The organism is Phenylobacterium sp. (assembly GCF_004299445.1).
Taxonomy (GTDB): Bacteria; Pseudomonadota; Alphaproteobacteria; order Caulobacterales; family Caulobacteraceae; genus Phenylobacterium.
In genome coordinates this window covers 118,362-145,062 of the sequence record NZ_SCTC01000063.1, presented here as the reverse complement: position 1 = coordinate 145,062, position 26,701 = coordinate 118,362, and the positions used below count along the sequence as shown (strand labels likewise).

Annotated in this window: 31 protein-coding genes; 18 read left to right on the top strand and 13 right to left on the bottom strand. The window is 68.4% G+C overall.

The genetic code is table 11. The features are described from left to right. Positions 1-16: 16 nt before the first annotated feature. From EPN98_RS17410 to EPN98_RS17400, 3 genes are read right to left on the bottom strand one after another with little or no spacing between them, the layout of a single operon-like run. On the bottom strand, positions 17-427 hold the full coding sequence (locus EPN98_RS17410; protein WP_293364178.1) for a nuclear transport factor 2 family protein: 411 nt from the start codon (positions 425-427) through the stop codon (positions 17-19). A 15-nt stretch (positions 428-442) separates the two neighbouring features. Continuing rightward, positions 443-1,216, bottom strand: a complete 774-nt coding sequence (locus EPN98_RS17405) for an SDR family oxidoreductase (RefSeq protein ID WP_293364177.1) — start codon at positions 1,214-1,216, stop codon at positions 443-445. An 11-nt stretch (positions 1,217-1,227) separates the two neighbouring features. Next, positions 1,228-2,574 carry an oxidoreductase family protein gene (locus EPN98_RS17400; RefSeq protein ID WP_293364176.1) on the bottom strand — a complete coding sequence of 449 codons (1,347 nt, stop codon included), beginning with the start codon at positions 2,572-2,574 and terminating at the stop codon, positions 1,228-1,230. A gap of 131 nt (positions 2,575-2,705) precedes the next feature. Here EPN98_RS17400 and EPN98_RS17395 point away from each other — a divergent pair, with 131 nt between their 5' ends. The 4 genes from EPN98_RS17395 (at position 2,706) to EPN98_RS17380 (ending at position 7,406) form a co-directional block, all read left to right on the top strand. Next, entirely contained in the window at positions 2,706-4,571 is a 1,866-nt protein-coding gene (locus EPN98_RS17395) for a winged helix-turn-helix domain-containing protein (RefSeq protein WP_293364175.1), read from the top strand. Between the two features lie 88 nt (positions 4,572-4,659). Beyond that, positions 4,660-5,586 (top strand): M14 family metallocarboxypeptidase, encoded by a 927-nt coding sequence (locus EPN98_RS17390; protein WP_293364174.1) that lies wholly within the window; start codon positions 4,660-4,662, stop codon positions 5,584-5,586. A gap of 75 nt (positions 5,587-5,661) precedes the next feature. Beyond that, a complete protein-coding gene (locus EPN98_RS17385; RefSeq protein ID WP_293364173.1) occupies positions 5,662-6,114 on the top strand; it encodes a MaoC family dehydratase in 453 nt (150 codons plus the stop codon). An 86-nt stretch (positions 6,115-6,200) separates the two neighbouring features. Further along, a complete protein-coding gene (locus EPN98_RS17380; RefSeq protein WP_293364172.1) occupies positions 6,201-7,406 on the top strand; it encodes a CoA transferase in 1,206 nt (401 codons plus the stop codon). A 217-nt stretch (positions 7,407-7,623) separates the two neighbouring features. On the opposite strand, the gene EPN98_RS17375 is transcribed toward EPN98_RS17380, so the two are convergent. Beyond that, positions 7,624-9,036 carry an HWE histidine kinase domain-containing protein gene (locus EPN98_RS17375; RefSeq protein WP_293364171.1) on the bottom strand — a complete coding sequence of 471 codons (1,413 nt, stop codon included), beginning with the start codon at positions 9,034-9,036 and terminating at the stop codon, positions 7,624-7,626. A 164-nt stretch (positions 9,037-9,200) separates the two neighbouring features. Here EPN98_RS17375 and EPN98_RS17370 point away from each other — a divergent pair, with 164 nt between their 5' ends. Then, on the top strand, positions 9,201-9,506 hold the full coding sequence (locus tag EPN98_RS17370) for a hypothetical protein (RefSeq protein ID WP_293364170.1): 306 nt from the start codon (positions 9,201-9,203) through the stop codon (positions 9,504-9,506). Positions 9,507-9,514: 8 nt separating this feature from the next. After that, positions 9,515-9,916, top strand: a complete 402-nt coding sequence (locus EPN98_RS17365; protein ID WP_293364169.1) for a hypothetical protein — start codon at positions 9,515-9,517, stop codon at positions 9,914-9,916. A 13-nt stretch (positions 9,917-9,929) separates the two neighbouring features. Here the strand turns inward: EPN98_RS17365 and EPN98_RS17360 are convergent, their stop codons facing one another. The 3 genes from EPN98_RS17360 to EPN98_RS17350 are packed head-to-tail and all read right to left on the bottom strand — an operon-like array spanning position 9,930 to position 11,936. Beyond that, positions 9,930-10,724, bottom strand: coding sequence for a metallophosphoesterase (locus EPN98_RS17360; RefSeq protein ID WP_293364168.1), 795 nt, complete (start codon positions 10,722-10,724; stop codon positions 9,930-9,932). After that, positions 10,724-11,599 (bottom strand): diacylglycerol kinase family protein, encoded by an 876-nt coding sequence (locus EPN98_RS17355; RefSeq protein ID WP_293364167.1) that lies wholly within the window; start codon positions 11,597-11,599, stop codon positions 10,724-10,726. Before EPN98_RS17355 ends, EPN98_RS17360 begins: the two co-directional genes overlap by 1 nt. Before the next feature lie 13 nt (positions 11,600-11,612). Next, a complete protein-coding gene (locus EPN98_RS17350) occupies positions 11,613-11,936 on the bottom strand; it encodes a hypothetical protein (protein ID WP_293364166.1) in 324 nt (107 codons plus the stop codon). A 143-nt stretch (positions 11,937-12,079) separates the two neighbouring features. Between EPN98_RS17350 and EPN98_RS17345 the strand changes: the two genes are divergently transcribed. The 4 genes from EPN98_RS17345 to EPN98_RS17330 all read left to right on the top strand — a co-directional run bounded on the left by EPN98_RS17345 (position 12,080) and on the right by EPN98_RS17330 (position 13,751). Next, positions 12,080-12,421 (top strand): YMGG-like glycine zipper-containing protein, encoded by a 342-nt coding sequence (locus EPN98_RS17345; RefSeq protein WP_293364165.1) that lies wholly within the window; start codon positions 12,080-12,082, stop codon positions 12,419-12,421. 72 nt (positions 12,422-12,493) lie between these two features. After that, on the top strand, positions 12,494-12,937 hold the full coding sequence (locus EPN98_RS17340; protein ID WP_293364164.1) for an OmpA family protein: 444 nt from the start codon (positions 12,494-12,496) through the stop codon (positions 12,935-12,937). A 346-nt stretch (positions 12,938-13,283) separates the two neighbouring features. Continuing rightward, positions 13,284-13,487, top strand: a complete 204-nt coding sequence (locus EPN98_RS17335; protein ID WP_293364163.1) for a hypothetical protein — start codon at positions 13,284-13,286, stop codon at positions 13,485-13,487. A gap of 9 nt (positions 13,488-13,496) precedes the next feature. Then, positions 13,497-13,751, top strand: coding sequence for a hypothetical protein (locus tag EPN98_RS17330; RefSeq protein ID WP_293364162.1), 255 nt, complete (start codon positions 13,497-13,499; stop codon positions 13,749-13,751). A 79-nt stretch (positions 13,752-13,830) separates the two neighbouring features. Here the strand turns inward: EPN98_RS17330 and EPN98_RS17325 are convergent, their stop codons facing one another. Continuing rightward, a complete protein-coding gene (locus EPN98_RS17325; protein WP_293364161.1) occupies positions 13,831-14,628 on the bottom strand; it encodes a response regulator in 798 nt (265 codons plus the stop codon). A gap of 170 nt (positions 14,629-14,798) precedes the next feature. Here EPN98_RS17325 and EPN98_RS17320 point away from each other — a divergent pair, with 170 nt between their 5' ends. From EPN98_RS17320 to EPN98_RS17305, 4 genes are all read left to right on the top strand, one after another. Continuing rightward, positions 14,799-15,047: a NepR family anti-sigma factor gene (locus EPN98_RS17320; protein WP_293364160.1), complete on the top strand. Its 249-nt coding sequence runs from the start codon at positions 14,799-14,801 to the stop codon at positions 15,045-15,047. Beyond that, positions 15,047-15,655 carry a sigma-70 family RNA polymerase sigma factor gene (locus EPN98_RS17315; RefSeq protein WP_293364159.1) on the top strand — a complete coding sequence of 203 codons (609 nt, stop codon included), beginning with the start codon at positions 15,047-15,049 and terminating at the stop codon, positions 15,653-15,655. The genes EPN98_RS17320 and EPN98_RS17315 overlap by 1 nt, the downstream gene beginning before the upstream one ends. A 118-nt stretch (positions 15,656-15,773) precedes the next feature. Continuing rightward, positions 15,774-17,483, top strand: coding sequence for a sensor histidine kinase (locus tag EPN98_RS17310; protein ID WP_293364158.1), 1,710 nt, complete (start codon positions 15,774-15,776; stop codon positions 17,481-17,483). Between the two features lie 42 nt (positions 17,484-17,525). Beyond that, positions 17,526-17,663, top strand: a complete 138-nt coding sequence (locus EPN98_RS17305; RefSeq protein ID WP_293364157.1) for an entericidin A/B family lipoprotein — start codon at positions 17,526-17,528, stop codon at positions 17,661-17,663. 51 nt (positions 17,664-17,714) lie between these two features. On the opposite strand, the gene EPN98_RS17300 is transcribed toward EPN98_RS17305, so the two are convergent. From EPN98_RS17300 to chpT, 4 genes are all read right to left on the bottom strand, one after another. Continuing rightward, positions 17,715-18,509, bottom strand: a complete 795-nt coding sequence (locus EPN98_RS17300) for a protein-glutamate O-methyltransferase CheR (protein WP_293364156.1) — start codon at positions 18,507-18,509, stop codon at positions 17,715-17,717. Continuing rightward, on the bottom strand, positions 18,506-18,874 hold the full coding sequence (locus tag EPN98_RS17295; protein WP_293364155.1) for a response regulator: 369 nt from the start codon (positions 18,872-18,874) through the stop codon (positions 18,506-18,508). The genes EPN98_RS17300 and EPN98_RS17295 overlap by 4 nt, the downstream gene beginning before the upstream one ends. 84 nt (positions 18,875-18,958) lie before the next feature. After that, positions 18,959-21,019: a S9 family peptidase gene (locus tag EPN98_RS17290; protein ID WP_293364154.1), complete on the bottom strand. Its 2,061-nt coding sequence runs from the start codon at positions 21,017-21,019 to the stop codon at positions 18,959-18,961. A gap of 72 nt (positions 21,020-21,091) precedes the next feature. Further along, positions 21,092-21,745, bottom strand: a complete 654-nt coding sequence (gene chpT, locus EPN98_RS17285) for a histidine phosphotransferase ChpT (protein WP_293364153.1) — start codon at positions 21,743-21,745, stop codon at positions 21,092-21,094. A 102-nt stretch (positions 21,746-21,847) separates the two neighbouring features. Here chpT and EPN98_RS17280 point away from each other — a divergent pair, with 102 nt between their 5' ends. Together EPN98_RS17280 and cysQ are read left to right on the top strand one after the other, a co-directional pair. Continuing rightward, positions 21,848-22,033, top strand: coding sequence for a DUF3553 domain-containing protein (locus tag EPN98_RS17280; RefSeq protein WP_293364198.1), 186 nt, complete (start codon positions 21,848-21,850; stop codon positions 22,031-22,033). A gap of 1 nt (position 22,034) precedes the next feature. Beyond that, on the top strand, positions 22,035-22,802 hold the full coding sequence (gene cysQ, locus EPN98_RS17275) for a 3'(2'),5'-bisphosphate nucleotidase CysQ (protein ID WP_293364152.1): 768 nt from the start codon (positions 22,035-22,037) through the stop codon (positions 22,800-22,802). 53 nt (positions 22,803-22,855) lie between these two features. Here cysQ and EPN98_RS17270 read toward each other — a convergent pair whose 3' ends face one another. Further along, positions 22,856-23,044, bottom strand: a complete 189-nt coding sequence (locus EPN98_RS17270) for a hypothetical protein (protein ID WP_293364151.1) — start codon at positions 23,042-23,044, stop codon at positions 22,856-22,858. Positions 23,045-23,195: 151 nt separating this feature from the next. Here EPN98_RS17270 and EPN98_RS17265 point away from each other — a divergent pair, with 151 nt between their 5' ends. Together EPN98_RS17265 and EPN98_RS17260 are read left to right on the top strand one after the other, a co-directional pair. After that, a complete protein-coding gene (locus EPN98_RS17265) occupies positions 23,196-24,335 on the top strand; it encodes a PepSY-associated TM helix domain-containing protein (protein WP_293364150.1) in 1,140 nt (379 codons plus the stop codon). A gap of 81 nt (positions 24,336-24,416) precedes the next feature. Then, entirely contained in the window at positions 24,417-26,576 is a 2,160-nt protein-coding gene (locus EPN98_RS17260; protein WP_293364149.1) for a TonB-dependent siderophore receptor, read from the top strand. Positions 26,577-26,701: the final 125 nt, after the last annotated feature.

Genomic DNA, 26,701 nt, shown 5'->3' with positions numbered 1-26,701 from the left:
ACCGTCCTGGGCTTGTTCATGCATCGGCCGGGAGGCGGTCGGCGTGCCGGAGGACCAGCTTCCAGCCTTCCAGTTCCCGCCGGAACACGGTCGTGACGCGGAGCGACAGCGGGACCAGATCCTCCGATCCCACCCGCCGGACGCGGGCGCGCTCGAAGGCGATGACGTAGCCCATGTCGGGGGTGACGAACCGCGCGACCTCCTCGAAGGTCATGGGCGGGGCGGCGCCCGTGAACGATGCGGCCACCCGCCGGACCTCGGCCTCGATTTGCGCCCAACCCACGACTGCGGGCTTGAGGGGGTTGGCCAGGACAGCGTCGCCGCGGCGTGTCCAAAGGGCGAGGCTCGGTTCGGGATCGCCCTGACCCATGGCCTGAACAGCCGCCCGGCTGGCGGCGACGGCGGCGTCGAAGTCCTGGGTGGGCATTCTGGTCGATCGCCCCTAGTACAGCCGCGTCGTCGGGCCGCCGTCGAGCGGCAGGGCGACGCCGTTGATGAAGCTGGACTTGTCGGAGAGCAGGTAGGCGATGGCGTCGGCCGCTTCCTGAGATTCGCCCAGCCGGTCCATGGCGCTGTGGCGGGCGATGATCTTCACGAACAGATCCGGCTCGGCCTCGACATAGGGGTCGACCATCTCGGAGTGGCAGTAGCCGGGGCAGAGCGCGTTCACTCGGAGCCCCTGCTGCGCGTAGTCGATCGCCGCGGACTTGGTGAGACCGATGACGCCGTGCTTGGCGGCGGCGTAGGCGCTGGTGCCGATATCGCTGCCCTTGAAGCCATAGATCGAGGAGATGTTGACGATCGCGCCGCCGCCGGCGGCGAGGATCGCCGGGATCTCGGACTTCATGCACATGAAGACGGCGGTGAGGTTGGTGCTGATGACGGCGTGCCAGCTTTCATCGGGCGTGTCGGCGACCGCCAGGAAAGGATCGCTGGTGATGCCCGCGTTGTTGACCGCCCCGTCGAGCCGCCCAAAGCGCGCGACGGTCCTGGAGACCATGGCCTCGACGTCGGCCCGCACGGTGACGTCCGCGCGGATGAACAGGCCTTCGCCGCCCGCGGCCTTCATTCTGGCGACGACCGCCTCGCCCTGCTCTTCGCGCCGTCCGGTGATCGCCACCTTGGCCCCCTGGGCCGCCAGGGTGACGGCTGCGCTGGCGCCGAGACCGGAGGTGGCGCCGGTGATTAGGATCACCTTGTCTTTGAATTGGGTCATGGCGGTCTCACTCACTTCAGATGATCGGGAAGCTCGACCCAGGCGCCGAGGCCTTCGTGGCTTTCCGGCAGCGCGGCCAGGTGGTCGACGAGGCCAAAGGCGTCGAAGGTCTCGGTGAAGTTGGCGAAGGCCTTGGCCCACCACATGCGCTGGCGGATCTCTTCGGGCGGGAGATCGGCGAGCGTGGCGCCCTTGCCGCCGAGTTCGATGCGCATGCCGAGGTTGTTATCGAAGGCGCCGGCCTGCGCGATCACCGATCCATAGGCCACGTAGTAAAGCCATTGGACGGTCGACATCATTCGGTATTCGTTGAGGAACTGGTCCCAGCTGTAGTCGGGATAGGCCCGCGTCTTCTGCATGAACCGGTCGTAGAACGCGCGCAGGATCTTGAGCTGGCTCTCCCGGGCATAGACTTCGGGCAGGACGGTGCCGGAGTTGAGGAGGTAGCCGAGATCGGAGGGCACCGGGCCGGAGAACATCTGCTGGAAGTCGATGCAGAGCCAGCCGTGCGGGTGGTCGGGTCGATCCTCGCAGAAGAAGAAGTTGTCGCCCCGCATGTCGCCATGAGTGAGGGTGCAGGTGGCGCCGTTCTCCGGCCGCGTCGGGGCGAAGAAGGCGTCGAGCCGGGTGGTCATGCGGGCGTTGAGGTCGGAGACGCCAAGGCGCGCCTTCCACGTGCCACTGGCGAAAAGCGGCGAGCTGTCGCAATCCGAGATGCGATCGATCAGCTTGGCGCCGCCCGGCATCGCCGCCTTGAAGCTGTCGAGATTGGCGGGCGCGGTCCAGTGGTGGACATCCATGGCAGCCAGCTCGGCCGCCTTCTCGCCCCGGTCGCAGCCTTCCCAGGCCACAGCCACGTCGACCAGGGCGGGGATCATCCGCATGACCTCGTCGAAGCTCAGCTCGTGCTCATGCACCTTCTGGGTGGCGAAGACGCCCACGTCCTCCATGACCAGGGCAAAGCGGCTCTGGGCCTCGTCGAAGGCGGCCAGATAGGTCCGGGGGCGCGGATAGAACCGCTCGGGGGGGATGCGGTAGCCGTGGATGTCCTTGATGAACATCGCCGCGATGCGGTCCTTGGGCGCGATCTCCAGCGACGGCCAGGCCTTGACCACGAAGTCGGTCGGCGCATCGGCGGGCTCCGCGTAGGCGCACCGCACCTTCTTGATCGAGGAGAAGTAGCCCGCGGTCATGCCGACGCCCTGCTCGGACTGGCTGATCACGCGATTGGTCGGCGAAATTGCGCCGCTGCGCCGCAGGATGTCGGTCATGAAGGCCGCGTCGACGTCCTCCAGACGTCGCGGCAGAACCAGATCGGCGTCAACGGGCGCAGCGCCCGTCATCGTGCTTGTCTTCATAGCGCCCCCCGAGACATCACCTGACGCCGTTCACAGAACGCAAGCGCGCCAATGAGATGTGGTAAGAACCTTGAGGGATGGACCTGGCGGGAACCACAGCCACAACCCGATGCCAAACCGATGAGAACCCGATGACGGTATTGGAAGGCGCGGTACGACTTGCCGGGCGACGGCCGTTCGAACTGGGCGGCCTGCAGGTGCGTCCGGCCACGCGCGAGGTCATCTGTGCGGGGGGCTCCGACGTGCTGGAGCCGCGCGTCATGCAGGTCCTGGCCTTGCTGGCGCAGCGGCGCGGCTCGGTCGTTTCCCGCAGCGATCTCGTCACGGAATGCTGGGGCGGCCGAGCCGTGGGCGAGGACGCGATAAACCGCTGCATCCAGGCCCTGCGAAAACTGGCGCTGGCGCGCGGCGGCTTCACCATCCGCACCATAAAGGGCCTGGGCTACCGCCTGGACGAGACCGCCCGACCGTCGCGCGAGGCGGACGGGGCGACGCTGGCCGTGCTGGCGTTCGACAATCTGTCTGACGACCACGCGCTGGGCTGGTTCTCTGACGGACTCTCGGTGGAGATCTTGCAGGCCGTCGCCAGCGGAGCCAGCGTGAAGGTGATCGGGCAGGGCTCCAGCTTCCAGTTCCGCGGCGCCGCGAAGGCGGCAGGCAATGTCGGCGCCGAACTGGGCGTCAGCCACGTGCTCGACGGCGCCGTTCGGCGGGCGGGCGACCGGTTCCGCATCACAGCCCACCTCATGGAGACCGCTCGCGGCGTCACGCTTTGGTCACGGACGTTCGAGCGCGACATGACCGACGCGTTCCTCGTCCAGGACGAGATCGCCGCGGCCGTCGCCGAGGCGCTCAGCCTGACGTTCGCGCCGACCTCCCGGAGCGAGCCCCTCGATCCCGACGCCTACGATATCTATCTGCAGGCGCGCACGCCGTTGGGCGGCATCGGCGGATCCGGGGATGCAACCCAACACCGCCGGGCCCTGAGGCTGCTGGGGCAGGTGACCGCCCGCGCACCGGGCTTTGCGCGCGCCTGGGCGGAACTCGCCATGCGACGCGTGATCTGCCTGCGACGCTTCGAACGCTCGGATTTCCCGGAGCTGACCCCTGCCAATGCGGCCGAGGCCGCCGAGACGGCGCTGAGGCTGGATCCGAGCCTTGGCCTGGCCCATCAGGCGCTGAGCTACCTCGAGCCCCTCGCCGACTATGCGGCGCGGGAAGATCGCCAGCGACGCGCCGTGGCGGCCGCGCCCAACGATCCGGAAGTGCTGAACCAGGCGGGTCAGTTCTGCGCCGAGGTCGGGCGACTGGGCGAGGCCCTGAACCATGCTCGCCAGGCGCTAGCCTTGGATCCGCTCTACTGGCCGGCGGCGCAGTGGTACGCCGGCCTTATGGATGCGATGGGTCGTCACGACGAGACGGCAGGGCTGTGGGACGCCTACATCGCCCGCTGGCCAGACGTGCAGCCCCTGGTCGGCGAGGCCATCGCGGCGGCCGCCAACGCCGGCGACTGGGATCGGCTGGAACGGCTGGCCGAGGCCGGGCGGCGTCGGGGTCTCGACAATCCCGCCTTCAACGAGTTCGTGGAGGCCCAGCGTAATCGCCGTGACCGCGACCCGAGCTTCCTGGCCTTGCATCGCGAGGCCGTGGCCCGGCGGCTGAAGCGCGATGGCCAAGCCTCGCTGGTGGATATCGTCCGACTGCACCAGCTCGGAGCGGTCGACGATGCCTTCGAAACCGCCGAGCGCGCCTCGTTCGCGCACCTGTTCGAACGGGAAGGCCAGGTGCTCGGCCGCTGGACGCCGGCCATCCTCTTCCTCGCCGCGAACCGTCCCATGACCGCGGACAAGCGCTTCGTGCGCATCTGCGCTCGGTTGGGCCTGGTCGACTACTGGACCTCGTCCGGCCGCTGGCCGGACTGCGCCGATGACAGCGGCCTGCCCTATGACTTCAGAGCCGAGTGCCGGCAGATCCTCGCCCTCGGCGGGCAGAGGTGACTCTCACGGCCCATGGGTGCGTAGCCGTCGCAACAAGGATCGGATCGGCGGCGCTGACGGCGCCCGCCATTCGGCCTATTGAGGCGCGATGACCGATTCAGTCGCTTACCCCGTGGGGCGCCCGGGACATCCGTGGAACGAGGCGGAGCGGGACCAGTGGCGGGCGCGGCAGGTGCGCCATCGGCGCTATGATCGCGATGTGCTGCCGCGGATCGAGCGGTTGGAGGATCGGTTCGAACGGGTCTGCTATGGCCGGCTCGACTATGCGGGCGAGGCCTATGACCTATGGGCGCTGAGCCATCGGGAATGGGACCCTGCACTGCCCGCGGCGCTGGTGACCGGCGGGGTTCACGGATACGAGACCAGCGGGGTGACGGGAGCCTTGGCGTTCCTGGAGAGGCGGGCGGCGGACTATGCCGGTCGGGTCAACCTCCTGGTCGCGCCCTGTGTGAGTCCGTGGGGCTATGAGCGGGTCAACCGGTGGAATTTTGACGCCGTGGATCCTAACCGGAATTTCCGCATCGACGGTCCGTCGCGCGAGGCGACAAGCCTGATGGCGCTGGTGCAGCCGCGACGGGGGCGGTTCGTGCTCCACATCGACCTGCACGAGACCACGGATAGCGACGAAAGCGAGTTCCGCCCTGCCCTGGCGGCCCGCGACGGAAAGCCCTTCGAGCCTGGCCTCGTGCCGGACGGGTTCTATCTGGTGGCCGACGCCGAGGACCCACAACTGGCGTTCCAGCAGGCGATCATCACGGCCGTGGAAGCGGTGACGCATATCGCGCCGCCGGACGAGACCGGCCAGATCATCGGATGCCCGGTCATCGCCCACGGGATCATCGCGTATCCACAGCGGGCTTACGGGATGTGCCCCTCGATCACAGGCGCACAGTACACCACCACCACTGAGGTCTACCCGGACAGTCCGCGGGCGACGGCGCAGCAGTGCGAGGACGCCCAGGTGGCGGCGGTGTGTGCGGCTCTCGACTACGTCTTGGCCCAGCGTTCGGTCTAGGCGACGCGTCGAGGGGCTCGCCGGCCTTCGTTTTTCTGCTGGCGGAGGAACGGCCCTGAGACTACTGGCGGTCGCATGGTCGAACCTCATCCGTCCGGCGGCTACATCCTGGAAGAACTCTCGGTCGGCATGAGCGCCGAGAAGCGCGTGGCGGTCACCGAAGAGCGCATCGCCCAGTTCGCCGAGGCGTCGGACGACTTCAATCCCGTCCACATGGACGAGGCGTTCGCATCGCGCACAGCCTATCGCGGGCGGATCGCACACGGGCTGCTGTCGGCGTCGTTCGGGTCGGCGGTCGTGGGTACGATCCTGCCGGGGGCCGGGGCGATCTACCTGGGGCAGACCCTGAACTTCCACAAGCCCGTGCGGATCGGCGACGTCGCCGTGGCGCGGGTGACCGTGGCCTCGATCGATGAGGCGGCGGCGCGCGTCGTCCTGAGCTGCACCATCCATGTGAACGACGAGCTGGTGATGGACGGCGAGGCGACCGTCCGCGTGCCCCGGCGCCGGCGGCCGGCGAAGAGCTAGGCCAAGCGACCGAACAATTCCGGTTGCCGGAGCCGCAAATTATTCTGGCCTTCCCCGCCCTACGTCATCCCCGCTAAGCCTCCGCCATGACCGAGACCGCCCCCGGCCCGCTCTCAGACCTTGTCGTCGTCGAGCTGGGCACCCTCATCGCCGGCCCGTTCTGCGGCCAGATCCTGGGCGACTTCGGCGCCGAAGTGATCAAGGTGGAAGACCCCAAGGTGGGCGATCCTATGCGCCAGTGGGGCCGCAGCCTGCCGCAGGGCCTTTCACCCTGGTGGCCCGTGATCGGTCGCAACAAGAAGTCGGTGGGCGTCGACCTTCGCCAGAAGGAGGGGCAGGCGCTGGCGCGCCGGCTGATTTCACAAGCCGACGTGCTGATCGAGAACTTCCGCCCGGGCGCGATGGAGAAGTGGGGGCTGAGCTACGAGTCCCTGGCCGCCGAGAACCCGCGGCTGATCATGGCCCGCGTGTCGGGCTTCGGGCAGACGGGACCCTACTCGCAGCGTGCAGGCTACGGCCTGATCGGCGAGGCGATGGGCGGCCTGCGGCACGTGACCGGCGAGCCCGACCGACCTCCGGCGCGCGCGGGCATCTCGATCGGAGACAGTCTGGCGGCCATGCACGCGGTGATGGGGATCACCATGGCGCTGCACGCCCGCGAGCGCACCGGCAAGGGCCAGGTGATCGACGCGGCGCTGTACGAGAGCGTGCTGGCGGTGATGGAGAACCTGGTCACCGAGTACGATCTGACCGGTTATGTCCGTGAGCGCTCGGGCTCGATCCTCCCGGGGATCGCGCCGTCGAACGCCTATCCCTGCCGGAACGGCGAGATGATCCTGATCGGGGGGAACGGCGACAACGTCTATGCGCGACTGACCGAAGCGATGGGCCGCGACGACCTGAAGACCGACCCCAAGTTCGTCAGCCATGCGGCGCGGGGCGAAAACCAGCAGGAGCTGGACGCGATCATCGCCGAATGGACCTCGGGGTTCGCGCTGGGCGACCTGCTGGCGTTGCTTGAGGCCAAGGGCGTGCCGTGCAGCCGGGTGTTCCGGGCGCCCGACATGCTGGAGGACCCTCAGTTCGCCGCGCGCGACGCCATCGTTACGGTGGAGCATCCGGTTTTCGGGCCGGTGAAGATGCAGAACGCCTTCCCGAAGCTGTCGGCGACGCCTGGCCGCGTGCGCTGGCCGGGGCCGACACTGGGACAGCATACCGACGAAGTGCTGGCCGCGCGCGCGGGCTGCACGCCCGAGCGCCTTGCCGAGTTGCGGGCGAAGGGCGTGATCTGAAGCGACCGGCCCGCGGCCTCTGCCGCGGACCGAACGCCGAGGTTCAGATCGCCTGTTCCGGGCGAGTTCCCAAGGCCACCGGACTGACCCCCGCGAGCACGCCGCAGGACCTCGTGGGGGGGACAGTTAGGGCCTCCGTTCGCGCTTGCGCAGGTGGCGCCTTGTCTCAGCGCGCTCTCGCCGCGCGGCATTGCAGCGCAGCGTATAGTAAATAAAATCAACGTTCTGCGAGAAGCTCGGCGACGGCGGCGGCCACCTGTGTGACGTCGTAGGGCTTGCGGATCACGGGCGCGTCGAAACCACCCGGCGCGCCGCCCGTCTCCCCGTAGCCGGTCGCGAAGACGAAGGGAATCTTGCGCTGGAAGAGCACCTCGGCGACGGGCGTCACCGAGTGGCCGTTCAGGTTGGCATCGAGCACCGCCGCGTCGATCGGCCGATCCAGGAGCGCCATCGCCTCCTCGAGTTCGTAGGCCGGGCCCACCACCTCGGCGCCGGCGTCGGACAGTCCGGTCTCGAGCTCCAGCGCCAGCAGCACGGCGTCCTCCACGATCAGCACCCGTGCGCCCTTCAGGCTGGTGGGGCCGCGCGACGTGGGCACGGTCTCGGTGACGCGGCTTGCAGTGACCTCGGGCACCACGTCGGGACGCTCGGCGACCGCTTGCGGGCCGGCTGTGAGGCTCACCGTGACGCCGGCCGGACGGTAGTCGACCTTCACGTCGCCGTTCAGTTCGCGCGGCGTCACCTGTTCCAGCAACGTCGAACCGAACCCGCGGCGGACCGGCGCGCTGACCGTGGGACCACCGCTCTCGGTCCAGGTGAGCTCGAACCCGCCCGACCGCTTCGCCGTCCAGCGCACGTCGACGTGGCCCGTCTCGACAGACAGCGCGCCGAATTTCACCGCGTTGGTGGCCAACTCGTGCAGCGCCAGCGACAGGGCATTGGCCGCGCGCGGCGTCAGGAACAGCTCGGGCCCCTCCCAGCGCGTCTGGCCGGGCGCGATGGCGCCCAGTTCGGCCGAGGCCAGGTGATCGATGGCGGCGCCCCGCCAGCGTGCGGCTGTCAGGAGTTCATTGGCGCTGGCCATCGACTTCAGCCGGCCGCTGAAGGTGGTCAGGAACGCGTCCAGCGAGGTCGTGCGCTTGGCGGTCTGCTGGGCCAGGGCCTGCACCGCGGCCAGCACATTCTTCACGCGGTGGTCCAGCTCGGCCATCAGGTGATGGCGCCGCTCGTCCTCCCGGCGCAGTTCGGAAACATCCTGCACGATGCCCATGAGCACCTTCGGGCTCCCATCGGCGTCGCGTTCGATGCTGGCGCTGACACGAACCCAGATCGTGCGGCCATCGTCGGGGCGGATGTTACGGAAGACGGTGGAGAAACTGTTCGATGCTGCAAGATCAGCAGCCCGGCTTGCCCGAAAGGCCTCGACGTCGTCGGGGTGCACGTACTCGTCCAGCGCAGCTCCGCCTCGGGCCGGCCGCTCGCCGGCGGGTATGCCGGTGATGGCGGCCATCCGCGGGCTCACGATGAACACGTCGCGGTCGTAGTCCCACTGAAATTCGCCAAGGCCCGCGACCTGGAGGGCGAGTCCAAGACGCTCTCGGCTCGAGCTGTCGCCCAGATCGCGAGTCATTCCGTCAACATATGAGAATGCTTCGGGGCATGCGACCGGCAAGAGGATCGAAGTTTCGTTGTCCTTAGCGGGCCTCTTTGCGGCGGGGCGTTCAAGGCCCTATGTTGCGTGGCTTACAGTCGAGGTCCCCAAGTTGGGGAACCGCTATCGTTCGGAGACGACACATGCCCCCCAAGGCCAGCCCCGTGACGACGCAGGATGCGGTCGCTGCAGCTGACACCGCCGCCAAGATCGCCGCCGACGCGCAAAAGGCTGTCGCCGACGCCGCCAAGCGGATCGAAGCGACGGTCCAGCAGGGCCTGGAGCAACTCCGCGCCCAGAGCCGCGTCTATGCGGATGTGGCCGGCGAACAGCTCGACGAAGCCGCCCGCGCGGCCAGCGAACAGATCCGCGCCCGGCCGCTGGCCGCCACGGGCGTGGCGCTGGGCGTCGGCGTCCTGATCGGCATGCTGCTCGCCTCGCGGCGTTGATCCCCTAAGTGCTCGGGCGCGTCCTGAACCTGGCCGCGGCGATCGCCGCGGTGGCGGCCGCCGTGGCCGTCTGCATCGTCGCGGCCTCGTACGCGGTCTATGCGCTGGCCGACTTGTGGCTGACGCCCGCCGGCGCTGCGGCCGTGGTGGCGGCGGTGTTCGCCCTGATCGCCGTGCTGGTCGCCTGGATCGCCACCCGGAAGGTGGTTCCGAAGCCGGTCAGAGGCGCGCCGCCGCCCGAGACGCCGGTCGAGAAGGTGATCGGCTTGGCGAAGGAGCGCCCGCTGATGGCCCTTGGCGTCGGCGCCGTCGCGGCCTTCGTGCTGGCGCGCAACCCGGCTCTGGTATCGGCGCTGCTGAGTGGGGTGATCGCCGGCAACGCGGCCAAGCCGCCGCCCCCCGGAAAATAGCGGTCGGCCTGCGCTAGGGATTGGCCTGGTCAGTCCGCCGGTCGAGCGACCACGTCCGGTAAGGCTCGTAGTGAGAGCCTGTCCACGCGAGAGCGGTGACGCGGATGGAAGCGCCCGCCACCTCGACCTCGTTGAAGCTGGGCGGCACGCCCCGCTCACGCACCGAGAGGGTGCCGCAGCCCACGGCGTAGGTGCGGCCATCGCCGTGCGGATAGGGCCAGGTGAAGGGCGCGTGGATATGCCCTGAAAGCACCAGGTCCACCTGCGCCTCGGTCAGCACCTCGGCCGCGCGCGGTCCGCCCCAGACCCGCGCCGTCATCGGCCCGCCGATCATTTCGATCAGGGGGTGATGCACGACCACGATCCTCAGGTGGTCGCTCGGCTCGAACCACTCGGCCGCGGCCTTGGCCTGGGTCACCGAGATCTGACCCTTCGACCAGTTTAGCCGTGGCTGGGCGCCCCGCGCGGTGTTGATGCCGCGCACCGCGACCCCAGGACCGCGCCAGGCCTGGTACGGCGCCGGACCGATATAGTGCTCGTAGCGGCGGAAGGGCGCGAAGATGCGTTCGGCCCAGGCGAGGTAGGGCGCGTCATGATTGCCGGGCGTCACCAGCCGCGGGCCCGGCAGAGCCTCGAGCCAGGCCTTCGCCAGCTCGAACTCGGGCTTCTCGGCGTAGCGGGTCAGGTCGCCGGACACGATGGTCAGGTCGAAGCCGCCCGCCCGGATGCGATCGGCGGCGCCCGCCACCGCAGCCACGTTCTCACCGCCGAAATGGATGTCCGAAAGGTGCGCCAGCCTGATCTTCATCAAGCCTCCCCGGGCGGCATCAGCACCCGGCAGATCCTGGGATCGTAGCGGATCAGCGTGTTGGCCTTCAGCACCACGGTTTCGCCGTCGAGCAGCGCCGGAATGCGCCGGGCCGACCAGACCCGAACGCGCTTGCAGAACTGGCTGTCTACGGCGGGGTCCACCCGCCAGTCCCGGATCACCGCGTTCACACCCAGCCGCAGGATTTCCACCACACCGGTAGGATTGAGCGCCGCGGCTTCCAGTTGCGGCTCCTGAGCGTCCATGACCTTCGAGGCGATGGGACAGATCAGGATCACAGCTTCGGCCTTCTCGCGAGGCCGGCCGTCGAGCTGGTAGCGGAGCCGCCCGGTGAACGCCTTCTGGACGGCGCTGCGCAGGTGATCGAACGCCACGCGAAACTGCCCTTGGCGCGCGGATTCGCGCACCTTGGCCAGGCGGGCGGGCGAGCCCAGAATCGCGGCGCAGAGAAAGCGGCTCCCATCGATGCACCCGCCGCCGAGATCACGGACGCTGCCTGTCTCCAGGGCCAGTTTCAGCGCCTCAGGCCACGGCCGGACACCGTATACGGCATGCGGCAGCATGTTCATCGTTCCACCCGGCAGGGGCGCGATGACCGGGCCATCGCGACCGCAGAGTTCGGCGGCCGCACGCACGGTGCCGTCACCGGCCAGAGTGATCAGCAGGTCAGGCGCGGCGTCCACGCTAGCCCTGAGTTGTTCCATGAGCTCAGCGGGCTGGCAGGCGTGAATCTGCGCCTTCACGCCATGCTCAAGCAGCAGGCGCGCCATCTCTTCGGGCGCGCCGGGCCCGACGCTGCCCGAGGCGACATTGATCACCACCTCGATGCTGGCGAGGCGGGGTCGGTCTATCACGTTGGAGCTGACCCTAGTTGACGGCAGGCGTTTCGGTCCGATCGGTGGTGGTGGCGTCGCGGAGCGCGTCGCCGGCGCCGCTCGCGGCGTCACGGACCACAGGCTCGGCCTGGTCGGCCGCCGTGGCAAGGTTTTGATCCACCACCACGCCCGCGGTGCTGAACGAGCCGTTCACCGCCGCAAGCGCCAGCACGATGACGCCGACAGCGGCCGCGATGATCGTGAAGGTCATCAGGACGGGGTGGCGCTTTCGGGTGCGGCGGGCGTCCCGGCGGCCCATCTCATAGGCCTGACGCAGGTCACTGCTCTCGTGCTCGCGGTCGCTTAAAGAGGTCACGGCTGAGGTCTCCGGGTGAAGTGCCGCCGAAGCAACGGTGCGGGGGCCCCTTGGTTCCGGATCGGAACTGGGCCTGAGCCAAGCGCGTTGTTCGGCCTAAGGGACGCCAGAACTCGGGGACATCCCAAAGGAGAGCCATCGGCATGTTCAAGCCAATCATCGCCATCGTGGGAGCCGGTCTGCTGGCCAGCGCCTGCACCACTACCGGCAATACCGAGCGCAACGCCGTCGGCGGCGCAGCCCTTGGCGCGCTGACCGGGGCGGCCATCGGCGCAGTCTCGGGCGACGTGGGCGTGGGCACGGGCGCGGCCATTGGCGCCGGTGTTGGCGCGGTCGCGGGCTCGGTAAAGGGCTGCCGTGAAGACGGCGGCTGCGGCGCGTCTTCGCCCAACCGCAGGCAGTACTACGATGAGCGCGCGGGTCGCTATTACTACTACGATCCAGGCGCGGGCCGGTACTATTGGGAAAACGGCACGCCCCGCTGAGGCGGCGCGCCGAGCTCGTGAAACAAGGGCGGTTGGACCAGATCCGGCCGCCCTTTTTTGTTGGAGGGGACAATGACCCGAATCTTGATCGCAGCCGGCGTCATGCTGGCGGTCGGCCTTTCGGCCTGCAGCACGACCAGCCGACGAGAGAGGATGGTGCGGGCGCCCCGGCTCTGTGAGGATCTCACCCTGCCGGTCTATTTCGAGCCGAACGACGCCCAAGTCACCCGCGACGGCCGGCGCGCCATTGTCGCCGGCGCGGCGCAGGCGAAGGGCTGCAAGGTGGACGAGGTTCGGGTGCTGGGTCTGGCCGACGCGGCCGGTGATCCCGCCGCGAATCTCGAACTGTCGAAGAAGCGTGCGGCCTCCGTGGCGGCGGCGATCCGGAGGGCGGGCCTGCCCGACGCCGAGTTCGAGATGTCGGCCGTCGGCCAGGCGGGCTCCGTGACAGCGGCGGGCCAGGCTCCCGTGCGGCGGCGGGCGGACGTTACGATCAAGCTGTCGGTGATGAAGTAGGCGCAGCTCACGGTTTTGCCCGGGCGCCTCGCGCGATCTGCCCTGGCCCTGTGTTCTCCCGTGGCGGCCGAAAAGAAACGGCGGGCCAGTGAGGCCCGCCGAGTGTGCATCATCGAGAAAAGGGTGCGGAGACGGCAGACTGGCATGCTCGCCAGTCTCAAGTCGGGGGGGGCGTCGCCGCCTCCGCAGACATAGAACACGCGCGCTTCAGAGGCGTTCCGAACGCTATTCGATTTTTTTGGCTGACCCTTGGCGCCAGAGCCATCGCCCGGAACGCCGCCTTGGCCAACCGCGTTAACCGGAGTGGCCGACGCCTCCGCGCGGCCCGCGGAAAGGGCATCCCGCCATGCGCAGTTCCCTGGCATCCACGAAGGGTCTCAAGTTGGTTCGCGGTCCTAGCGTGCGCATCGACGCCGCGCGCAGGCGGTGGGCTGTCGTCGGCGCGGTTGCGGCGTTGGCGCTGGCGGGCAGCCTGATGGGCTACCTCACAGCGCCAGCCGGCCCGTCCGACATGCGCACCGGCCCGTTCAGCTATTTCCCATCCGAGTAGGAGACCTTCATGACGTTTTCTCGAGAGACTGATCGGCCGCCGCCAACCCTCAACGCCACGCGCGCGCGCCAGGGCCGCTGGGGACGTCACATCTTCTGGGTGCTGGTGTTCGGAACCCTGCTGGCGGCGCTGGGCATGTTTGCGGCCTGGTCCTGGAAAGCGCCGGACCTCGCATCCAGCGAGCCGACGCGCCTTGAGGAGCAGCAGCAGGCGCAGACCTTCGACACGCCCGCGCCGCCGACGGCGACCCGCCAGGCGCCCTAGGCAGGGGCGCGGACACTTCCCAACGAAAGTGGGCGCCGCTTCACAGCGACGCCCGTTTTCTTTGTCGGTGGCGATCCGATCAGGCAGCCTGCTTCGCAGACTTGCGCGGATGGAAGAACAGCGCCTGACCGATCGCCGCCTTCACCGTCTCCGGCTGGAAGGGCTTGGTGATCAGGAAGGTGGGCTCGGGCCGCTCGCCGGTAAGCAGGCGCTCGGGGAAGGCCGTGATGAAGATGACCGGCACGTCGTAGCGCTGCAGGATGTCCTTCACCGCATCGATGCCCGAAGAGCCGTCGGCCAGCTGGATGTCGGCCAGCACCAGCCCGGGCGTCCGCCGGGCGACGGCGTCCACCGCCTCGGTTCGGGTCGCGGCGATATCGACCACGGAATGGCCCAGCTCGGTGACCAGGGCCTCAATGTCCGCGGCGATAACCGGTTCGTCCTCGATGATCAGGACGTCGGTCGCAAGCTCGGCGTCGATCTCGGACTGGGCCTCGGCGATCAGCTTGTCCACCTCGGAGAAATCGGACCCCAGGATCTGGGCCGCCTCGGACGGCGTGAAGCCTTCCAGAGCCGTGAGCAGGAACGCCTGCCGCGACCGCGGCGCGATCCGCATCAGGCGACGGGTGGCGTCGTCCGCATAGTCGTCGTCGGCCGGGCTCTCAAGCTGAGCGCCCGAGGTGCACCAGATGGCGTGAAAGACATGATAGAGAGCCACGCGCGGCGTCATGTCGTCGGCAAGTGTCCGCTCTCCGGCCGCCAGGGCCTCGAGTGCGACGCGAACGTAATGGTCGCCGGTAGACTGATCGCCGGTCAACGCGCGCGCGTATCGGCGCACATAAGGCAAGTGCGGCGCCAGTCGGGCTAGAAGACTCAAGGGTGACCCCTCCCGTGTTTTCATCAGACCTGGAAACCCGCAGGGCGGATCGCTCCCTGACAGGTCCCATGATGACCTGAAAACGTCTTTTCGGGGAACCGGTTCCCTTACGGCCAAGTTTTCATCATCCTCGTCAGCCAATCCATGGAACCGGGGACAGGGCGAGGACGTTGAGCGGCGACGAGGATCACGAGAGGGGGCGGACTTCGCGCGAGCGGAGCGCCGATGAAATGATCGAACAGCGTCCCTTACCGGAGCGCCGTAAGGCCTCCGCAGCCCTGGATGAGGCCCGCCTGCGGCAGCAGGCGATCGGCGTTCGCCTGCGTCAGATGTTCGACGAAGTGGTGAACGAGGAAATCCCCGCGGAGTTTCTCGAAATCCTGCGTCGCGCCGACGAACGTGGCTCGGGGAAGTCTTGATGGAAACCGTCGAGATCAAGCCGCGTCAGGAGCGCACCGCCGCCGACGACGCCGTGTTCAAGCGCGACCTCGTCCAGCTCATCCCTCACCTGCGCGCCTTCGCGCGCACCCTCTGCGGTGACGCGACCGCGGCCGACGATCTGGCGCAGGATGCGATGATGAAGGCCTGGGACGCCCGGGCCAGCTTCCAGATGGGCACGAACATGAAGGCCTGGACCTTCATGATCCTGCGCAACCAGTTCTATTCGGAAAAGCGCCGCTCCTGGCGACAGAGCCAGCTCGATCAGGAAGCCGCCGAGCGGACCCTGGTGGCCGTGGACGATCCCGAGGCCCCCGTGGCCCTGGACGAACTGCGGCTGGGCCTGGCCATGCTGCCGCCTGAACAGCGTGAAGCCCTGATCCTGGTCGGGGCCGGCGGGTTCGCCTACGAGGAAGCGGCCGATATCTGCAACTGCGCGGTCGGTACCGTGAAGAGCCGGGTCAGCCGCGCACGCCGCGCCTTGCACGCCATTCTCGAGGCTGGCGACTATGCGCGAGACGGCGGGTCGGCGGGCGACGCCATGCGGTCAATCCTGGCCGATGCGGAGCGCCTCTCGAGCATCCGCTAGACCAACCATCGCAACGGATGGATCATTCTGCTCGCGACGAATGGTCGACCGTAACGCAAGCGTCTGATCCGTCGGCGGTTCGGAAAGAACCGCCGGGGATTCAGGCCTAGGAGGGCCGGTGCCCGGGAGTTCCTTAAGCACGATCCGGGTGCGCCTGATCGCGGCCCTCGCGGTCGCGCTGCTCCCCGTGCTGCTCCTGGGCGCGCTGCAGTCGGCGATCGGCTTCCAGCGCGAAGGTCAGGTTTTGCGCCAGAACCTGGGCTTCGCCGCGGAACGCAGCGCCGCCACGGCGCGCGCGCGGATGGAGAGCGCCGACGTTCTGCTGCAGACGCTGGCCCCGGGCGCCGTGGGGTATCAATGCGCCCAGCGACTGGGCGACGTGGTCTCGCGCATCCCGGGCTACCTCAACCTCGTGCGCTTCGACCGACTGGGACGTGTGGTCTGTGCGGCAGGTACGGTGCCGGGCGACCCGCAGCGGGCCTCGCGGCCCTGGTTCAGCGATCTGGCCGGCGGTCGCAACTTCACCATCACGCGCGAGCCGGGTTTGGCCTACGCCAACGAACCCACGCTCCTGACCGCCGCCCGCGCCACCGGCCCCGACGGCGCCTTCGACGGGGCCTTCGCCGCGGTGATATCGCTGAGCAGCCTGCAGCCCCGGGTCGGCGACCCCACGCTGCCGAAGGGCGCGGAAGTGGGGCTGGTGGACAAGGCGGGCCGTTACATCACCACCACCGACCCCGGCGCCTTCCCGCGCCTGCCGACGGACTGGCGCGCCAAGGTGGAGGCGCGCGGAACCCTTGTCTGGTACGGCCGCGACGGCAAGGACCGGCGGCGCGTCTACTCCGCCGCGCCCGTGATCGGCGACGAGGTCTATGTCGTACTCTCGGCCCAGTCGCCGGGCATCCTGTCTTGGGCGCGGCTGAACCCCCTGACCGGCATCGTCTTCCCGTTGCTGACGTTCGTGCTGGCGCTGATCGCCGTGACGGCGATGGCCGAGCGGGTGGTGATCCGCTGGATCGCCTACCTGCAGCGGATCGCGGCGCTCTACGCCCGTGGACGGCTGTCGGTGCGCCCGGTTCAGGCTGAACAGATGCCCCCCGAGATCCGCGAACTGGCCGAGACGCTGGAGGACATGGCCGACGCCATCGTGGGGCGCGACGCGTCGCTGCGCGACAGCCTGGCGCAGAAGGACGCGCTGATGCGCGAGATCCATCACCGGGTGAAGAACAACCTGCAGGTCATCTCGAGCCTCCTGAACATGCAGCAGCGCGCCCTGTCCGACCCGGCGGCGCGCTCGGCGATGAGCGATACGCGCCAGCGGATCACGGCCCTGGCGCTGATCTACCGCGCCCTCTACCAGGGCCCCGACCTGAAGCGGGTCGATCTCCGACCGTTCCTGGAAGAGCTCACGGCCCAGCTGATCAATGGCGAGCTGGCCCATGGGTTGGCGGTGCGCACTGAGCTGAGAGTGGACCCTCTGGTCATCGACCCCGACCGCCTCGCGCCGCTGGCCCTGTTCGCCGTGGAGGCCATCACCAACGCCCAGAAGCACGCCTTTGCCGGCCGGGGGGGCACGCTACGGCTGAACTTCAGCGTTCGGGGTGAAGAGGCCGAGCTCGAGATCTCGGATGATGGCGAGGTCGAGGAGAGCGCGCTGGTCTCGTCGGGCGTCGGCCGTACGCTGATGACGGCCTTTGCGCGCCAGCTGCGCGGCCGCGCCGAGATCACCCGCAACGCCGCCGGAGGGGTCACCGCCAAGCTGATCTTCCCGACTCCGGCGATCGAACGGGTCCAACCGACTCCGCCGGGGAACCGGGCCGCAGCCTGAGCCGTTGCGCTGAGGCCCTATCGAACCTCGGGAGTTTCTCTGATGCGCAAAGTTTTCCTGTTCGCCGTCCTGGCCGCCAGCATGGCGACCGCGGCCTGCAACACCGTCTCTGGCGCCGGCAAGGATGTCGCCTCGGCCGGCGCCGCCGTCACCGACACGGCGGAGGACGCCAAGAAGTAGCCTTGGCGTTCCAAATGTCTGACGAGGCCCCGTTTCGACGGGGCCTTTTCTTTACGCGGCGAGGGCGAAGACACCGGGCGCGGCGGCGACGGGGGCCAGATCGCCGGTAGGGTCCTTGAGGCCCAACACCAGCCGGCCCCCGGGCGTCAGCGCGCGCTTAAGCTGACCCTGAACATGCGCCAACGCGTCAGGCGCCAGCTGACCCAGAAGACTGCGGCACAGCACCAGATCGAACTGGCCGAAAGGGCTCAGGTCGTCCATCAGGTTCACGCGCCGCCAGCGCAGCATCTGGCGGATCCGGGGCGACAGCTGGAAGGATTCACCGCGCTTTTCGAAGTGGCGGACGAGCATCCGGGCCGGCAGGCCGCGCTGGACTTCGAACTGCGAGTAGATGCCGGCCTGCGCCTTCTCAAGGCAGCGCTCGGACAGGTCGGAGGCATAGAGCTCGACCTGGCCGGCGAGCCCCGGCGCATCGGCCAGAAGCATGGCCAGAGAATAGACCTCCTGCCCCGTTCCGCACGCGTTGCACCAGACGCGGACCGGCTGGTCGCGACGCGCCTTCACCATCGCCGGCAACATGACCTCGACCACATGATGGAAGACGGCGCGGTCGCGGAAGAATTCGGACTCGGGCAGAGCCATCGCCTCCACCGCGGCCCACGTCAGCCGCTCATCCGCGCCTTCGCGCAGAGCCCCGATAAAGGCCTCGGGCGACACATAGCCTTCGCGCCGAGCGACCGGCCCGAGGCGGCTCTCGATCAGGTACGACTTGTCGGCGTCGAGCCGGAGGCCCGCCCGTGCCAGACAGAGGGCGCTCAGGAACTCGCGGTCGACCGGTTCGATCATGCGCAGAGCCCCAGATACTCCAGCTTGCCAGCCACGATGGAGCCGTCGAACGGTTTCATGATGTATTCGTCGGCGCCGGCGTTCAGCGCCTCGCTGATGCGCTCGAGGCTGTTTTCGACGGTGCAGAAGACGACCTTGGGGCGATCTCCGCCCGGCTCGCTCCGCAACCGCTTCACGAACTGAAGCCCGTCCATCACCGGCATCTGCCAGTCCAGAAGGATGACGTCTGGCATGACCGCCGTGCACCATGCCATCGCCTCGACGCCGTCCGCCGCCTCGGCGACCTCGAAGCCGAGGTCCTCGAGGATGCGGCGCGAGACCTTGCGGATCACGCGGCTGTCATCGACGACGAGGCAGGTCTTCACGGGCGCTCCGGGCTCTGACGAGCTATCTCTCGCGCCCCGGTGGTTAACGCCCGACCAACATAACGAGGGTTTACGACTGGACGCTCACTTCGGCGCGGGTTCGTCGACCCAACGGCGCATCCAGGCCTCGACCTGCCGGTACCATTCCACCGAGTTCTGCGGCTTGAGGACCCAGTGATTCTCGTCGGGATAGTAGACCATCCGGGACGGCACGCCCTTGCGCTGCGCCGCCGTGAAGGCCGCCACGCCCTGTGACAAGGGTACGCGATAGTCGCGGCCGCCATGGATCACCAGCATGGGGACCTTCCAGTCCGCCAGCTTGTTGAGCGGATTGAAGCGCTCGTACGCCTCACCCGCCTCCCAGACCGGCCCCCCGGTCTCGTACTCCGAGAAGCTGGGAATGTCGGTGGTCAGGGCCATGGTGCGCGTCTCGACGATGCCGTCGTGGTTCACTAGGCACTTCCACGGCGTGTTCCACGCTCCCGCGATCCAGGCCACCATGTAGCCGCCGTAGCTGCCGCCCAGGGCGCAGGCCTTGTCGCCGTCGAGATAGGCGTAGCGGGCCAACGCTGCTGCCCAACCCTTCTGCAGGTCCTCCAGCGGCCGGTCGCCCCAATGGCCGACGATCGATTGGGCGAAAGCCTCGCCGTAGCCAGCCGACCCATGGAAATCGATCATGACAACCGCGTAGCCCATGCCGGTCCAGATCTGCGGGTTCCAGCGATAGCTCCAGGCATCGCCGAAGCTGCCGTGCGGGCCACCGTGGATCAGGAAGGCGACAGGGTACTTCCGGCCCGGCTGGTAGCCTTGTGGCGGCAGCACCCAGCCGTAGACCGTCTCGTCGTTCCAGCCCTTGAAGGAGAACTGCTCGGCTGGCGAGAGTTCGAAGTCGCGCATCGAGGCGACGTTGTGTCGGGCCAGCATGGTCTCGGCCCCGCTGCGGCCCACCTCGTACAGTTGCCCCGGTCCCGCCAGGCTGTCGCGCACGGCCACGAGACGATCGGCGGCGGCCGAGAAGGCGGTCACCGTTCCGTTGCGGGTCAGCGGGGTGACGCGCCGCGCTGCGACATCGATGGCGAACAGGCGGGTCCGGCCGGTGTCGGCCATGGTGGCGTACAACCTGCGTCCATCGCCGCTCCAGCGGATGGCCTCGGCCGAGCGGTCGAATCCCCCCGAAACATCGACCTGCGCACCGGTCGCCAGGTCGCGCACCAGGATCTCCGGCCGCTGGTCCTCGCGCGCTGCCTTGCGCCGCAGGTAGGCGAGGCGTGCGCCGTCGGGCGACAGGGTGGGCTTGGTGGCCGAGGCCGGGTCCAGGGGCTCCAGCGCGACTGGCGGCGACGCGCCGTCCAGAGGGGCGGCATAGAGCTTATAGTGCGCCGAAACGCCCCACGAGGCGCCGGGCTCGAGGGCCGAGAAGAACACCCGGTCGTTCGACACCGCATAGTCGCTGTCGTCACCGAACGGCTTGTCCGGCGCCTCGGCGTCCAGGCCCTTCAGCAGTCGAACGGGCTCGCCCGAGGCGGCGCCGGCGTCGTCAAGCCGAAAGGCGAACAGCTGGGCCCTCTCCGCGTCCTGCCAGTCGTCCCAGATGAACATCGGCAGCTTGTCGTAGACCTGGGCCGAGACCGGGCTGGTGCGCCGCGCGTCGGCCTTCTGCTTGCTGCAGGCCAGCGTGTCGCAGCTGGGATCGGCGTGGGCGGCCACCACCAGCGAGCGGCCGTCGGGCGAGAACCGATAGCTGGTGACGTGGATTGGCAGGTTGGTCACCTGGATCGCGATCGCGCCGTCGGGGTCGGTGCGCCAGACCTGCTGCAGTCCCGTTCGCGCTGAAAGAAAGTAGAGGCTGCGGCCATCCGACGACCAGCGCGGCGAACTCGCGATCTTTTCCGACACCGCCAGGACTCGCGGCAGGCTTGGGCTGCGGCGGTCCAGCAGCCACAGTGTGGACAGGCCCCGGTTGTTGGCCCAGTCGGTGGCGCGCACGGTGTAGGCGAGATAGCGGCCGTCCGGCGACAGCTGCGGATCGCTGACCCGGTCCAGCATCGCCAGGTCGCGGGCGGTGAATGGCCGCGCCTCGACGGCCCCGGCGATGAGGACGAGGCCGGCGACAGCGGCCGCCACGGACTTGAGAAGACGCAACATCGGCAGAGCTTAGGCGTCAGGCGTCGGGCGTCAAAATCATCTCGCGTTCCGCGGCCGCATGCGCGCCTCGGGCTATGCCGGGATCGTCGCGGCGAACACGACCTTCTCTTCCTGCACGTCGGCGAAGACGCGACCGCCGGCGTCGGTGATGAAGAGGTACGTGTAGTACGCCTGGACCCAGTGGCCGTGCAGGCCTTCGCCTAGTGGCAGCCCCTGCAGGCCGGCGAGGACCTCGGGGCGCAGCCGGGCCCGGGGGCCGGCGGCCTCGATGGCGATCGCGATCGAGCCCCCTTCGTCCACGGCGCGCACCTTGGCCACGCCGCCGGTGGGCAGGGCCGCCCCGGCCATCTGCGCCAGGTTGAGCAGGGCGCGGGCGGCGGGCTTGTTCACGGCGGGTGCGTCGACGGCCCATTCCAGGGAGGCCCGCATGTGTTCGAACACGCCTCGCGACAGTTTCTCCAGGTCGCGCACGTCGAAGGTCTCGGCCGAGGCCGAAGCGCCGAAGGCGACGCGGCAGAACGACAGCAGATCGGCGAGCTTGCGCGCCGAAGACGTGATCAGGCCCATCGCCTCCTCGCGCATGTCCTGCGCGGAGGGGTCGTCCAGCAGGTCGAGGCCCGATGAGATCGCGCTCGCGGGGCTGATGAAGTCGTGACACATGCGCGCGGCCAGATAGGCGGCGATCTCGGCGGGACGGACGGGCGCGGCCGTGGCGGTCTCAGTCATGCCGGGAATGACTAGAGCACATCCCGCCAAAGTGGAATCGGCTTTGCGCCTTCGAAACGGCTTTGCCCCCTGGGGACGTCTCTCTAAAGAGGCCCCATGGAGTTGTGGGATCCGTTCCTGGAGCCGGGCGTCCTGGTGCGTCACCCCACCGCTGCCGAATGGGGCCTGGGCCAGGTGCAGTCGGTGGCGGGACGGAAGGTCACCGTGAACTTCGAGAGTGCGGGCAAGCAGACGATCGACGTCAGCGTCGTGAGCCTGGTGTTCGTGGGTGACGATCCGCGAGGGTGAATTGAGCAACGACAACGACATCGGCGCGACGCTGGCCGACATCTGCGAGATCGCCGCCGAACTGGTCCTCCCGCTGTGGCGCTCGGGCCTGGAAGTGCTGACGAAGGCCGACGAAAGCCCGGTGACCGTCGCCGATCAGCGTGGCGAGAAACTGATCCTGGAGCATCTGGCGCGCCTTTTCCCCGGCGTGCCTGTGATCTCGGAAGAGCACGCCAGCGAATTCGGGACGCCCGACGCCATCGGCCCGCGCTTCTTCCTGGTGGACCCCGTGGATGGCACCAAGGCCTTTGTCCGCGGCGACCCGAACTGGACCGTCAACATCGGCCTGGTCGAGAACGGGCGGCCGGTCGCCGGCGCCGTCTGCGCGCCGCCCACAGGCGAGACCTGGTTCACCAGCGGCGGCAAGACGATGAAGCGAACCAAGGGCGGCCCGGCGGCGCCGGTCCACGTACGGCCCTGGCCCAAGAGCGGCGCCATCGCCCTGGTCAGCCACACCATGAAGGATGAGACCAAGCAGAAGCTGATGGCCGAGTACGGCTTCGAGGTCCCCGAGCCGATGGACTCGTCGATCAAGTTCTGTCGAATCGCCGAGGGCGGCTGCGACATCTATCCCCGACACGGGCCCACGATGGAGTGGGACGTCTGCGCCGGCCACGCCGTGCTGGAGGCGGCCGGGGGAACGGTGCTGACTCCGGAAGGTAAGCCCTTCGTGTACGGCAAGGCGCAGGACGGCTTCCGGAACGGCTGGTTCGTGGCGCGCGGCGGCTAGGCCTGCCGAAGGCCCGTCAGGATCGCGCCACACAGCCGCGGGCGGCCTCGGCGCTAGATGTGCTTGCCATCAGCCAGCGCCGGCTCAGGGGCCGAGGTCGCGATGGGAGCCTGCGGGGCGTTGTAGCTGTCCTGAACGGTATCGTAGGCCGGCGCCAGCGCCCGGCCCAACGCCCAATAGCCCACGAACCCGATGGTGAAGGCCACACAGGCCAGGAGCAGGTAGGGCTTGAGGATGTCCATGTTCGTGAGCTGAGGCTGGATTGCGCCGGTTACCGGATAGTCAACGGACGTCGCGAAGACCGGTTTCCCCAAGGTCGGCGCTTGTTTTCGCGAATGGTTCGCATTAGCAGGAAGTGCGGCGACGTGGCCGCGCTTGGAGCGACCCCCTGCCATGACCCTGCTCACGAGGCTCCGCCGGCTCTGGCTCGACGTGCACCTCTGGATCGGCGCGGGGCTCCTGATCGCGCTGATACCGTTGAGCGTCACCGGGTCACTCCTGGTCTGGCACGATCCGATCGATCGCACCCTCTATGCCCATAGGTACGCAACATCCGGGCCATCGGCTTCACGACCGGTCGATGACTATGCGCGGGCCGCGCAAGCCGCGTTCGGCGACCGCGCCCGGCTGACCCAGGTGCGCCTGCCGCAGGAGGCCGGGGACCCGGTGGTGGCGGTCGGCCGCATCCCCGGGGAGCCGGGCCCCGGCGGTCGCCCGCGCACGCTGAACGCCTGGATCGACCCTCCGACGGCCAAGGTGTTGGACACCGCAGAGGTGGCTCGGGAACCGACCATGATCCTGCACCGGGTGCATGGCTCGCTCATGATTCCCGAGGTGGGCCGCAAGGTCGTGGGCTGGCTGGGCTGGGCGATGTTCGCCTCCTGCGCGACGGGACTTTGGCTGTGGTGGCCCCGCCACGGCGGGTTCCTCAAGGGCCTGCGCTGGAATCGCGGGGCGTCGACCCTGTTCAACCTGCACCACATGGTCGGCATCTGGGTCTGCATCCCACTGGCCGTGCTGTCGCTGACGGGCGTCTACATCTCGTTCCCGCAGACCAGCCGGGCTCTGTTCGGCCTACCCCAACCGCCGCCGCGCAATGCGCCGGGCCGCTTCGCCCCGCCGCTGCCGCAGACTCAGCTGACGTTGCAGCAGGCTGTGGCCACGGCCCAGGCGACCCAGCCGGACGCCGCCGTAGCTGAAGTCAACGTGCCTACCCGGGGCAAGGAGCCCACATGGCGAGTTGGCCTGAAGGTCGCCGGGCAGGAGCGGCCCAGGATCGTGCAGGTCGTGGACGCCACCGGCCAGGTGACGGCCGGACGCGGCGACCGCGAGGCCAGCCGCGGACCGCGCGCCAGGACCGACGAGATCTCGCCGCTCATGCGTAGAATCCATGACGGCAACGAGATGGGGATCGTCTGGCAGGCCGTGATTTTCGTCGCGGGCCTCGCGCCGGCCCTGCTCGGGATCACGGGCATCGTCATGTGGCTGCGTCGGCGAGCCCGTCGCCGGGCGATGCAGCACGGGCAAGGCTAGTTGCGAGCAATTATCATTGCCAAGGCAACGCGAGAATTCTAAGAACGCTTCTCACTTTCAGTCGCAGTTCAGAGATTAAACGTGTCTGCCCGTCCATACTTCGCCGCCATCGCGCTCGGCCCGCTCCTCCTGGCCCTCGCCAGCCACGACGCCCGGGCCGATGACGCGGCCGCTGAGGCAGCTGCCGAGGCGGCAGGCGAGATAAGCGGCGTCACTGTCATTGGTCGGCGTGATGACACCTATCAGGCCAAGACCACCGCAACGGCCACCAAGACCGACACACCGCTTCGCGATGTGCCCCAGGCCGTCACCGTGATCACAGACGAACTGATCCGCGACCAGGCCATGCAGACAATGGCCGACGTCATCCGCTATGTCCCCGGGGTCACCATGGGACAGGGTGAGGGCCATCGCGACGCCCCGACCCTGCGGGGCAACGCCAGCACGGCCGATTTCTACATCGACGGCGTCCGCGACGACGTCCAGTACTTCCGCGACCTCTACAACGTCGAACGGGTCGAGGTGCTCAAGGGTCCCAACGCCATGATCTTCGGTCGCGGGGGCGGCGGGGGCGTGATCAACCGCGTCATGAAGAAGGCGGACTGGTCGACCGAACGCTCGGCCACGATCGAGCTGGGCTCGTGGAGCCATCGTCGCGTCACCGCAGATCTCGGACAGCCCCTGGACGATACTGTTTCCGGTCGCATCGTCGGACTCTACGAGCGTTCGGAGAGCTTCCGTGACTTCGTCAACCTGGAGCGCTGGGGCGTGAACCCGTCGATCGCCTGGCGCAACAACGCCGGCCTGACGGCGTCCCTGGCGTACGAGCACTTCGAGGACGACCGCACCACCGATCGGGGCATCCCGTCCTTTGCGGGCCGCCCTTCGCCTGCGCCGCGCGACGCTTTCTTTGGCGATCCTGAGCGCAGCTATGCGCGCACCAATGTCGATATCGTCAACCTCGGGGTCGAGTACGCCGTCTCGGACTCCCTGACCCTTCGAAATCGCACGCTCTACGGCGACTACGACAAGTTTTACGCCAACGTGTTCGCAGGCAGCGCCGCCGTGGCGGGTCCAACGGGCGCGCCAGCGACCTATGGCGTCTCGGCCTATCAGAACGGCAGCCCCCGCGAGAACCTGTTCAACCAGACGGACGTCGTCTGGAAGGCCGAGTTCGGCGGCATGAAGCACACCGTCCTGGCCGGTGTGGAACTCGGCCGCCAGAAGACGTCGAACCAGCGCCGAACCGGCCGGTTCAACGCGCCTGCCGGGCCCACCACGCTGACCGGGCAACCGTTCGCCGACCCCACCCGCCGTGGTCTTCCGATCGTTTTCGCCAACAGCGGCACAGACGCAAACAACCGGGTGAAGGCCACGGTGGCGGCCGCCTACGTGCAGGACCAGATTGAGATCACGGAGCAGCTCCAGCTCATCGCTGGGCTGCGTTTCGACAGCTTCGACGTCGACTTTTTCGACCGTCGGGCCTCGGTCACGGGCCGCCGGGATTTCTCGCGCAAGGACGAGATGTGGTCGCCGCGTGTCGGCGTGGTGTTCAAGCCGATGGAGCCTCTATCGGTCTACGCGAGCTACAGCGTCTCGTATCTGCCCAGTTCGGGCGACCAGTTCTCCTCGCTGAACGCCACCAGCGAGACGCTGAAGCCCGAGGAGTTCGAGAACCTCGAGGTCGGGCTGAAGTGGGAGATGACGCCGAACCTGCTGATGACGGCGGCCCTCTACCGACTGGATCGCGAGAACACGACGTCGCCTGACCCCACCCGACCGGGCCAGGTCGTGCTGACCGGGGCGCAGCGCACCGAGGGCTTCGAGGCCGGCCTGAGCGGGCGGATCACGGAACGCTGGGAGATCGCAGGCGGCTACGCTTGGCAGAACGCCGAGATCACCAGCACCACGTCGGCGGCGCCGGCTGGGCGCGAGGTCGCGCTCGTGCCCGAGCACACCTTCTCGCTCTGGAACAAGTACGACCTGAACGACCGTTTTGGCGTCGGCCTGGGCGTGATCCACCAGACGAAGATGTTCACCTCGATCTCGAACGCCGTGACGCTCCCGGGCTTCACGCGCGCGGACGCGGCCGCCTATGTGCGCCTGACCGACAACCTCCGGGCCCAGGTCAACATCGAGAACCTGTTCGACAAACGCTACTTCCCGACGAGCCACGGCGACAACAATATCCTGCCGGGCGCTCCCCGCGCGGTGCGGGTGTCGTTGAACGCCAGCTTCTGAGGCGAATTGAACGGAGCGGCCGCCGGGCCGCCGATTCGGGGGAAGGCTCTCCACGAGCCCCCCGCTGACTTCGCTTCCCCGATTCGACTTGTCGCCCGTTCGGCGCGACTGTCTCGGACACAACG

Excerpts from the sequence above, each read along its gene's own strand:
- EPN98_RS17400 (WP_293364176.1), bottom strand. The coding sequence starts at position 2,574 with ATGAAGACAAGCACGATGACGGGCGCTGCGCCCGTTGACGCCGATCTG.
- EPN98_RS17300 (WP_293364156.1), bottom strand. The coding sequence starts at position 18,509 with ATGATCGAACCGGTCGACCGCGAGTTCCTGAGCGCCCTCTGTCTGGCA.
- EPN98_RS17380 (WP_293364172.1), top strand. The coding sequence starts at position 6,201 with ATGACCGAGACCGCCCCCGGCCCGCTCTCAGACCTTGTCGTCGTCGAG.
- EPN98_RS17305 (WP_293364157.1), top strand. The coding sequence starts at position 17,526 with ATGCGCAAAGTTTTCCTGTTCGCCGTCCTGGCCGCCAGCATGGCGACC.
- chpT (WP_293364153.1), bottom strand. The coding sequence starts at position 21,745 with ATGACTGAGACCGCCACGGCCGCGCCCGTCCGTCCCGCCGAGATCGCC.
- EPN98_RS17340 (WP_293364164.1), top strand. The coding sequence starts at position 12,494 with ATGACCCGAATCTTGATCGCAGCCGGCGTCATGCTGGCGGTCGGCCTT.
- EPN98_RS17405 (WP_293364177.1), bottom strand. The coding sequence starts at position 1,216 with ATGACCCAATTCAAAGACAAGGTGATCCTAATCACCGGCGCCACCTCC.
- EPN98_RS17315 (WP_293364159.1), top strand. The coding sequence starts at position 15,047 with ATGGAAACCGTCGAGATCAAGCCGCGTCAGGAGCGCACCGCCGCCGAC.
- EPN98_RS17265 (WP_293364150.1), top strand. The coding sequence starts at position 23,196 with ATGACCCTGCTCACGAGGCTCCGCCGGCTCTGGCTCGACGTGCACCTC.
- EPN98_RS17390 (WP_293364174.1), top strand. The coding sequence starts at position 4,660 with ATGACCGATTCAGTCGCTTACCCCGTGGGGCGCCCGGGACATCCGTGG.
- EPN98_RS17375 (WP_293364171.1), bottom strand. The coding sequence starts at position 9,036 with ATGACTCGCGATCTGGGCGACAGCTCGAGCCGAGAGCGTCTTGGACTC.
- EPN98_RS17270 (WP_293364151.1), bottom strand. The coding sequence starts at position 23,044 with ATGGACATCCTCAAGCCCTACCTGCTCCTGGCCTGTGTGGCCTTCACC.
- EPN98_RS17410 (WP_293364178.1), bottom strand. The coding sequence starts at position 427 with ATGCCCACCCAGGACTTCGACGCCGCCGTCGCCGCCAGCCGGGCGGCT.
- EPN98_RS17290 (WP_293364154.1), bottom strand. The coding sequence starts at position 21,019 with ATGTTGCGTCTTCTCAAGTCCGTGGCGGCCGCTGTCGCCGGCCTCGTC.
- EPN98_RS17385 (WP_293364173.1), top strand. The coding sequence starts at position 5,662 with ATGGTCGAACCTCATCCGTCCGGCGGCTACATCCTGGAAGAACTCTCG.
- EPN98_RS17370 (WP_293364170.1), top strand. The coding sequence starts at position 9,201 with ATGCCCCCCAAGGCCAGCCCCGTGACGACGCAGGATGCGGTCGCTGCA.
- EPN98_RS17330 (WP_293364162.1), top strand. The coding sequence starts at position 13,497 with ATGACGTTTTCTCGAGAGACTGATCGGCCGCCGCCAACCCTCAACGCC.
- EPN98_RS17360 (WP_293364168.1), bottom strand. The coding sequence starts at position 10,724 with ATGAAGATCAGGCTGGCGCACCTTTCGGACATCCATTTCGGCGGTGAG.
- EPN98_RS17395 (WP_293364175.1), top strand. The coding sequence starts at position 2,706 with ATGACGGTATTGGAAGGCGCGGTACGACTTGCCGGGCGACGGCCGTTC.
- EPN98_RS17345 (WP_293364165.1), top strand. The coding sequence starts at position 12,080 with ATGTTCAAGCCAATCATCGCCATCGTGGGAGCCGGTCTGCTGGCCAGC.
- EPN98_RS17335 (WP_293364163.1), top strand. The coding sequence starts at position 13,284 with ATGCGCAGTTCCCTGGCATCCACGAAGGGTCTCAAGTTGGTTCGCGGT.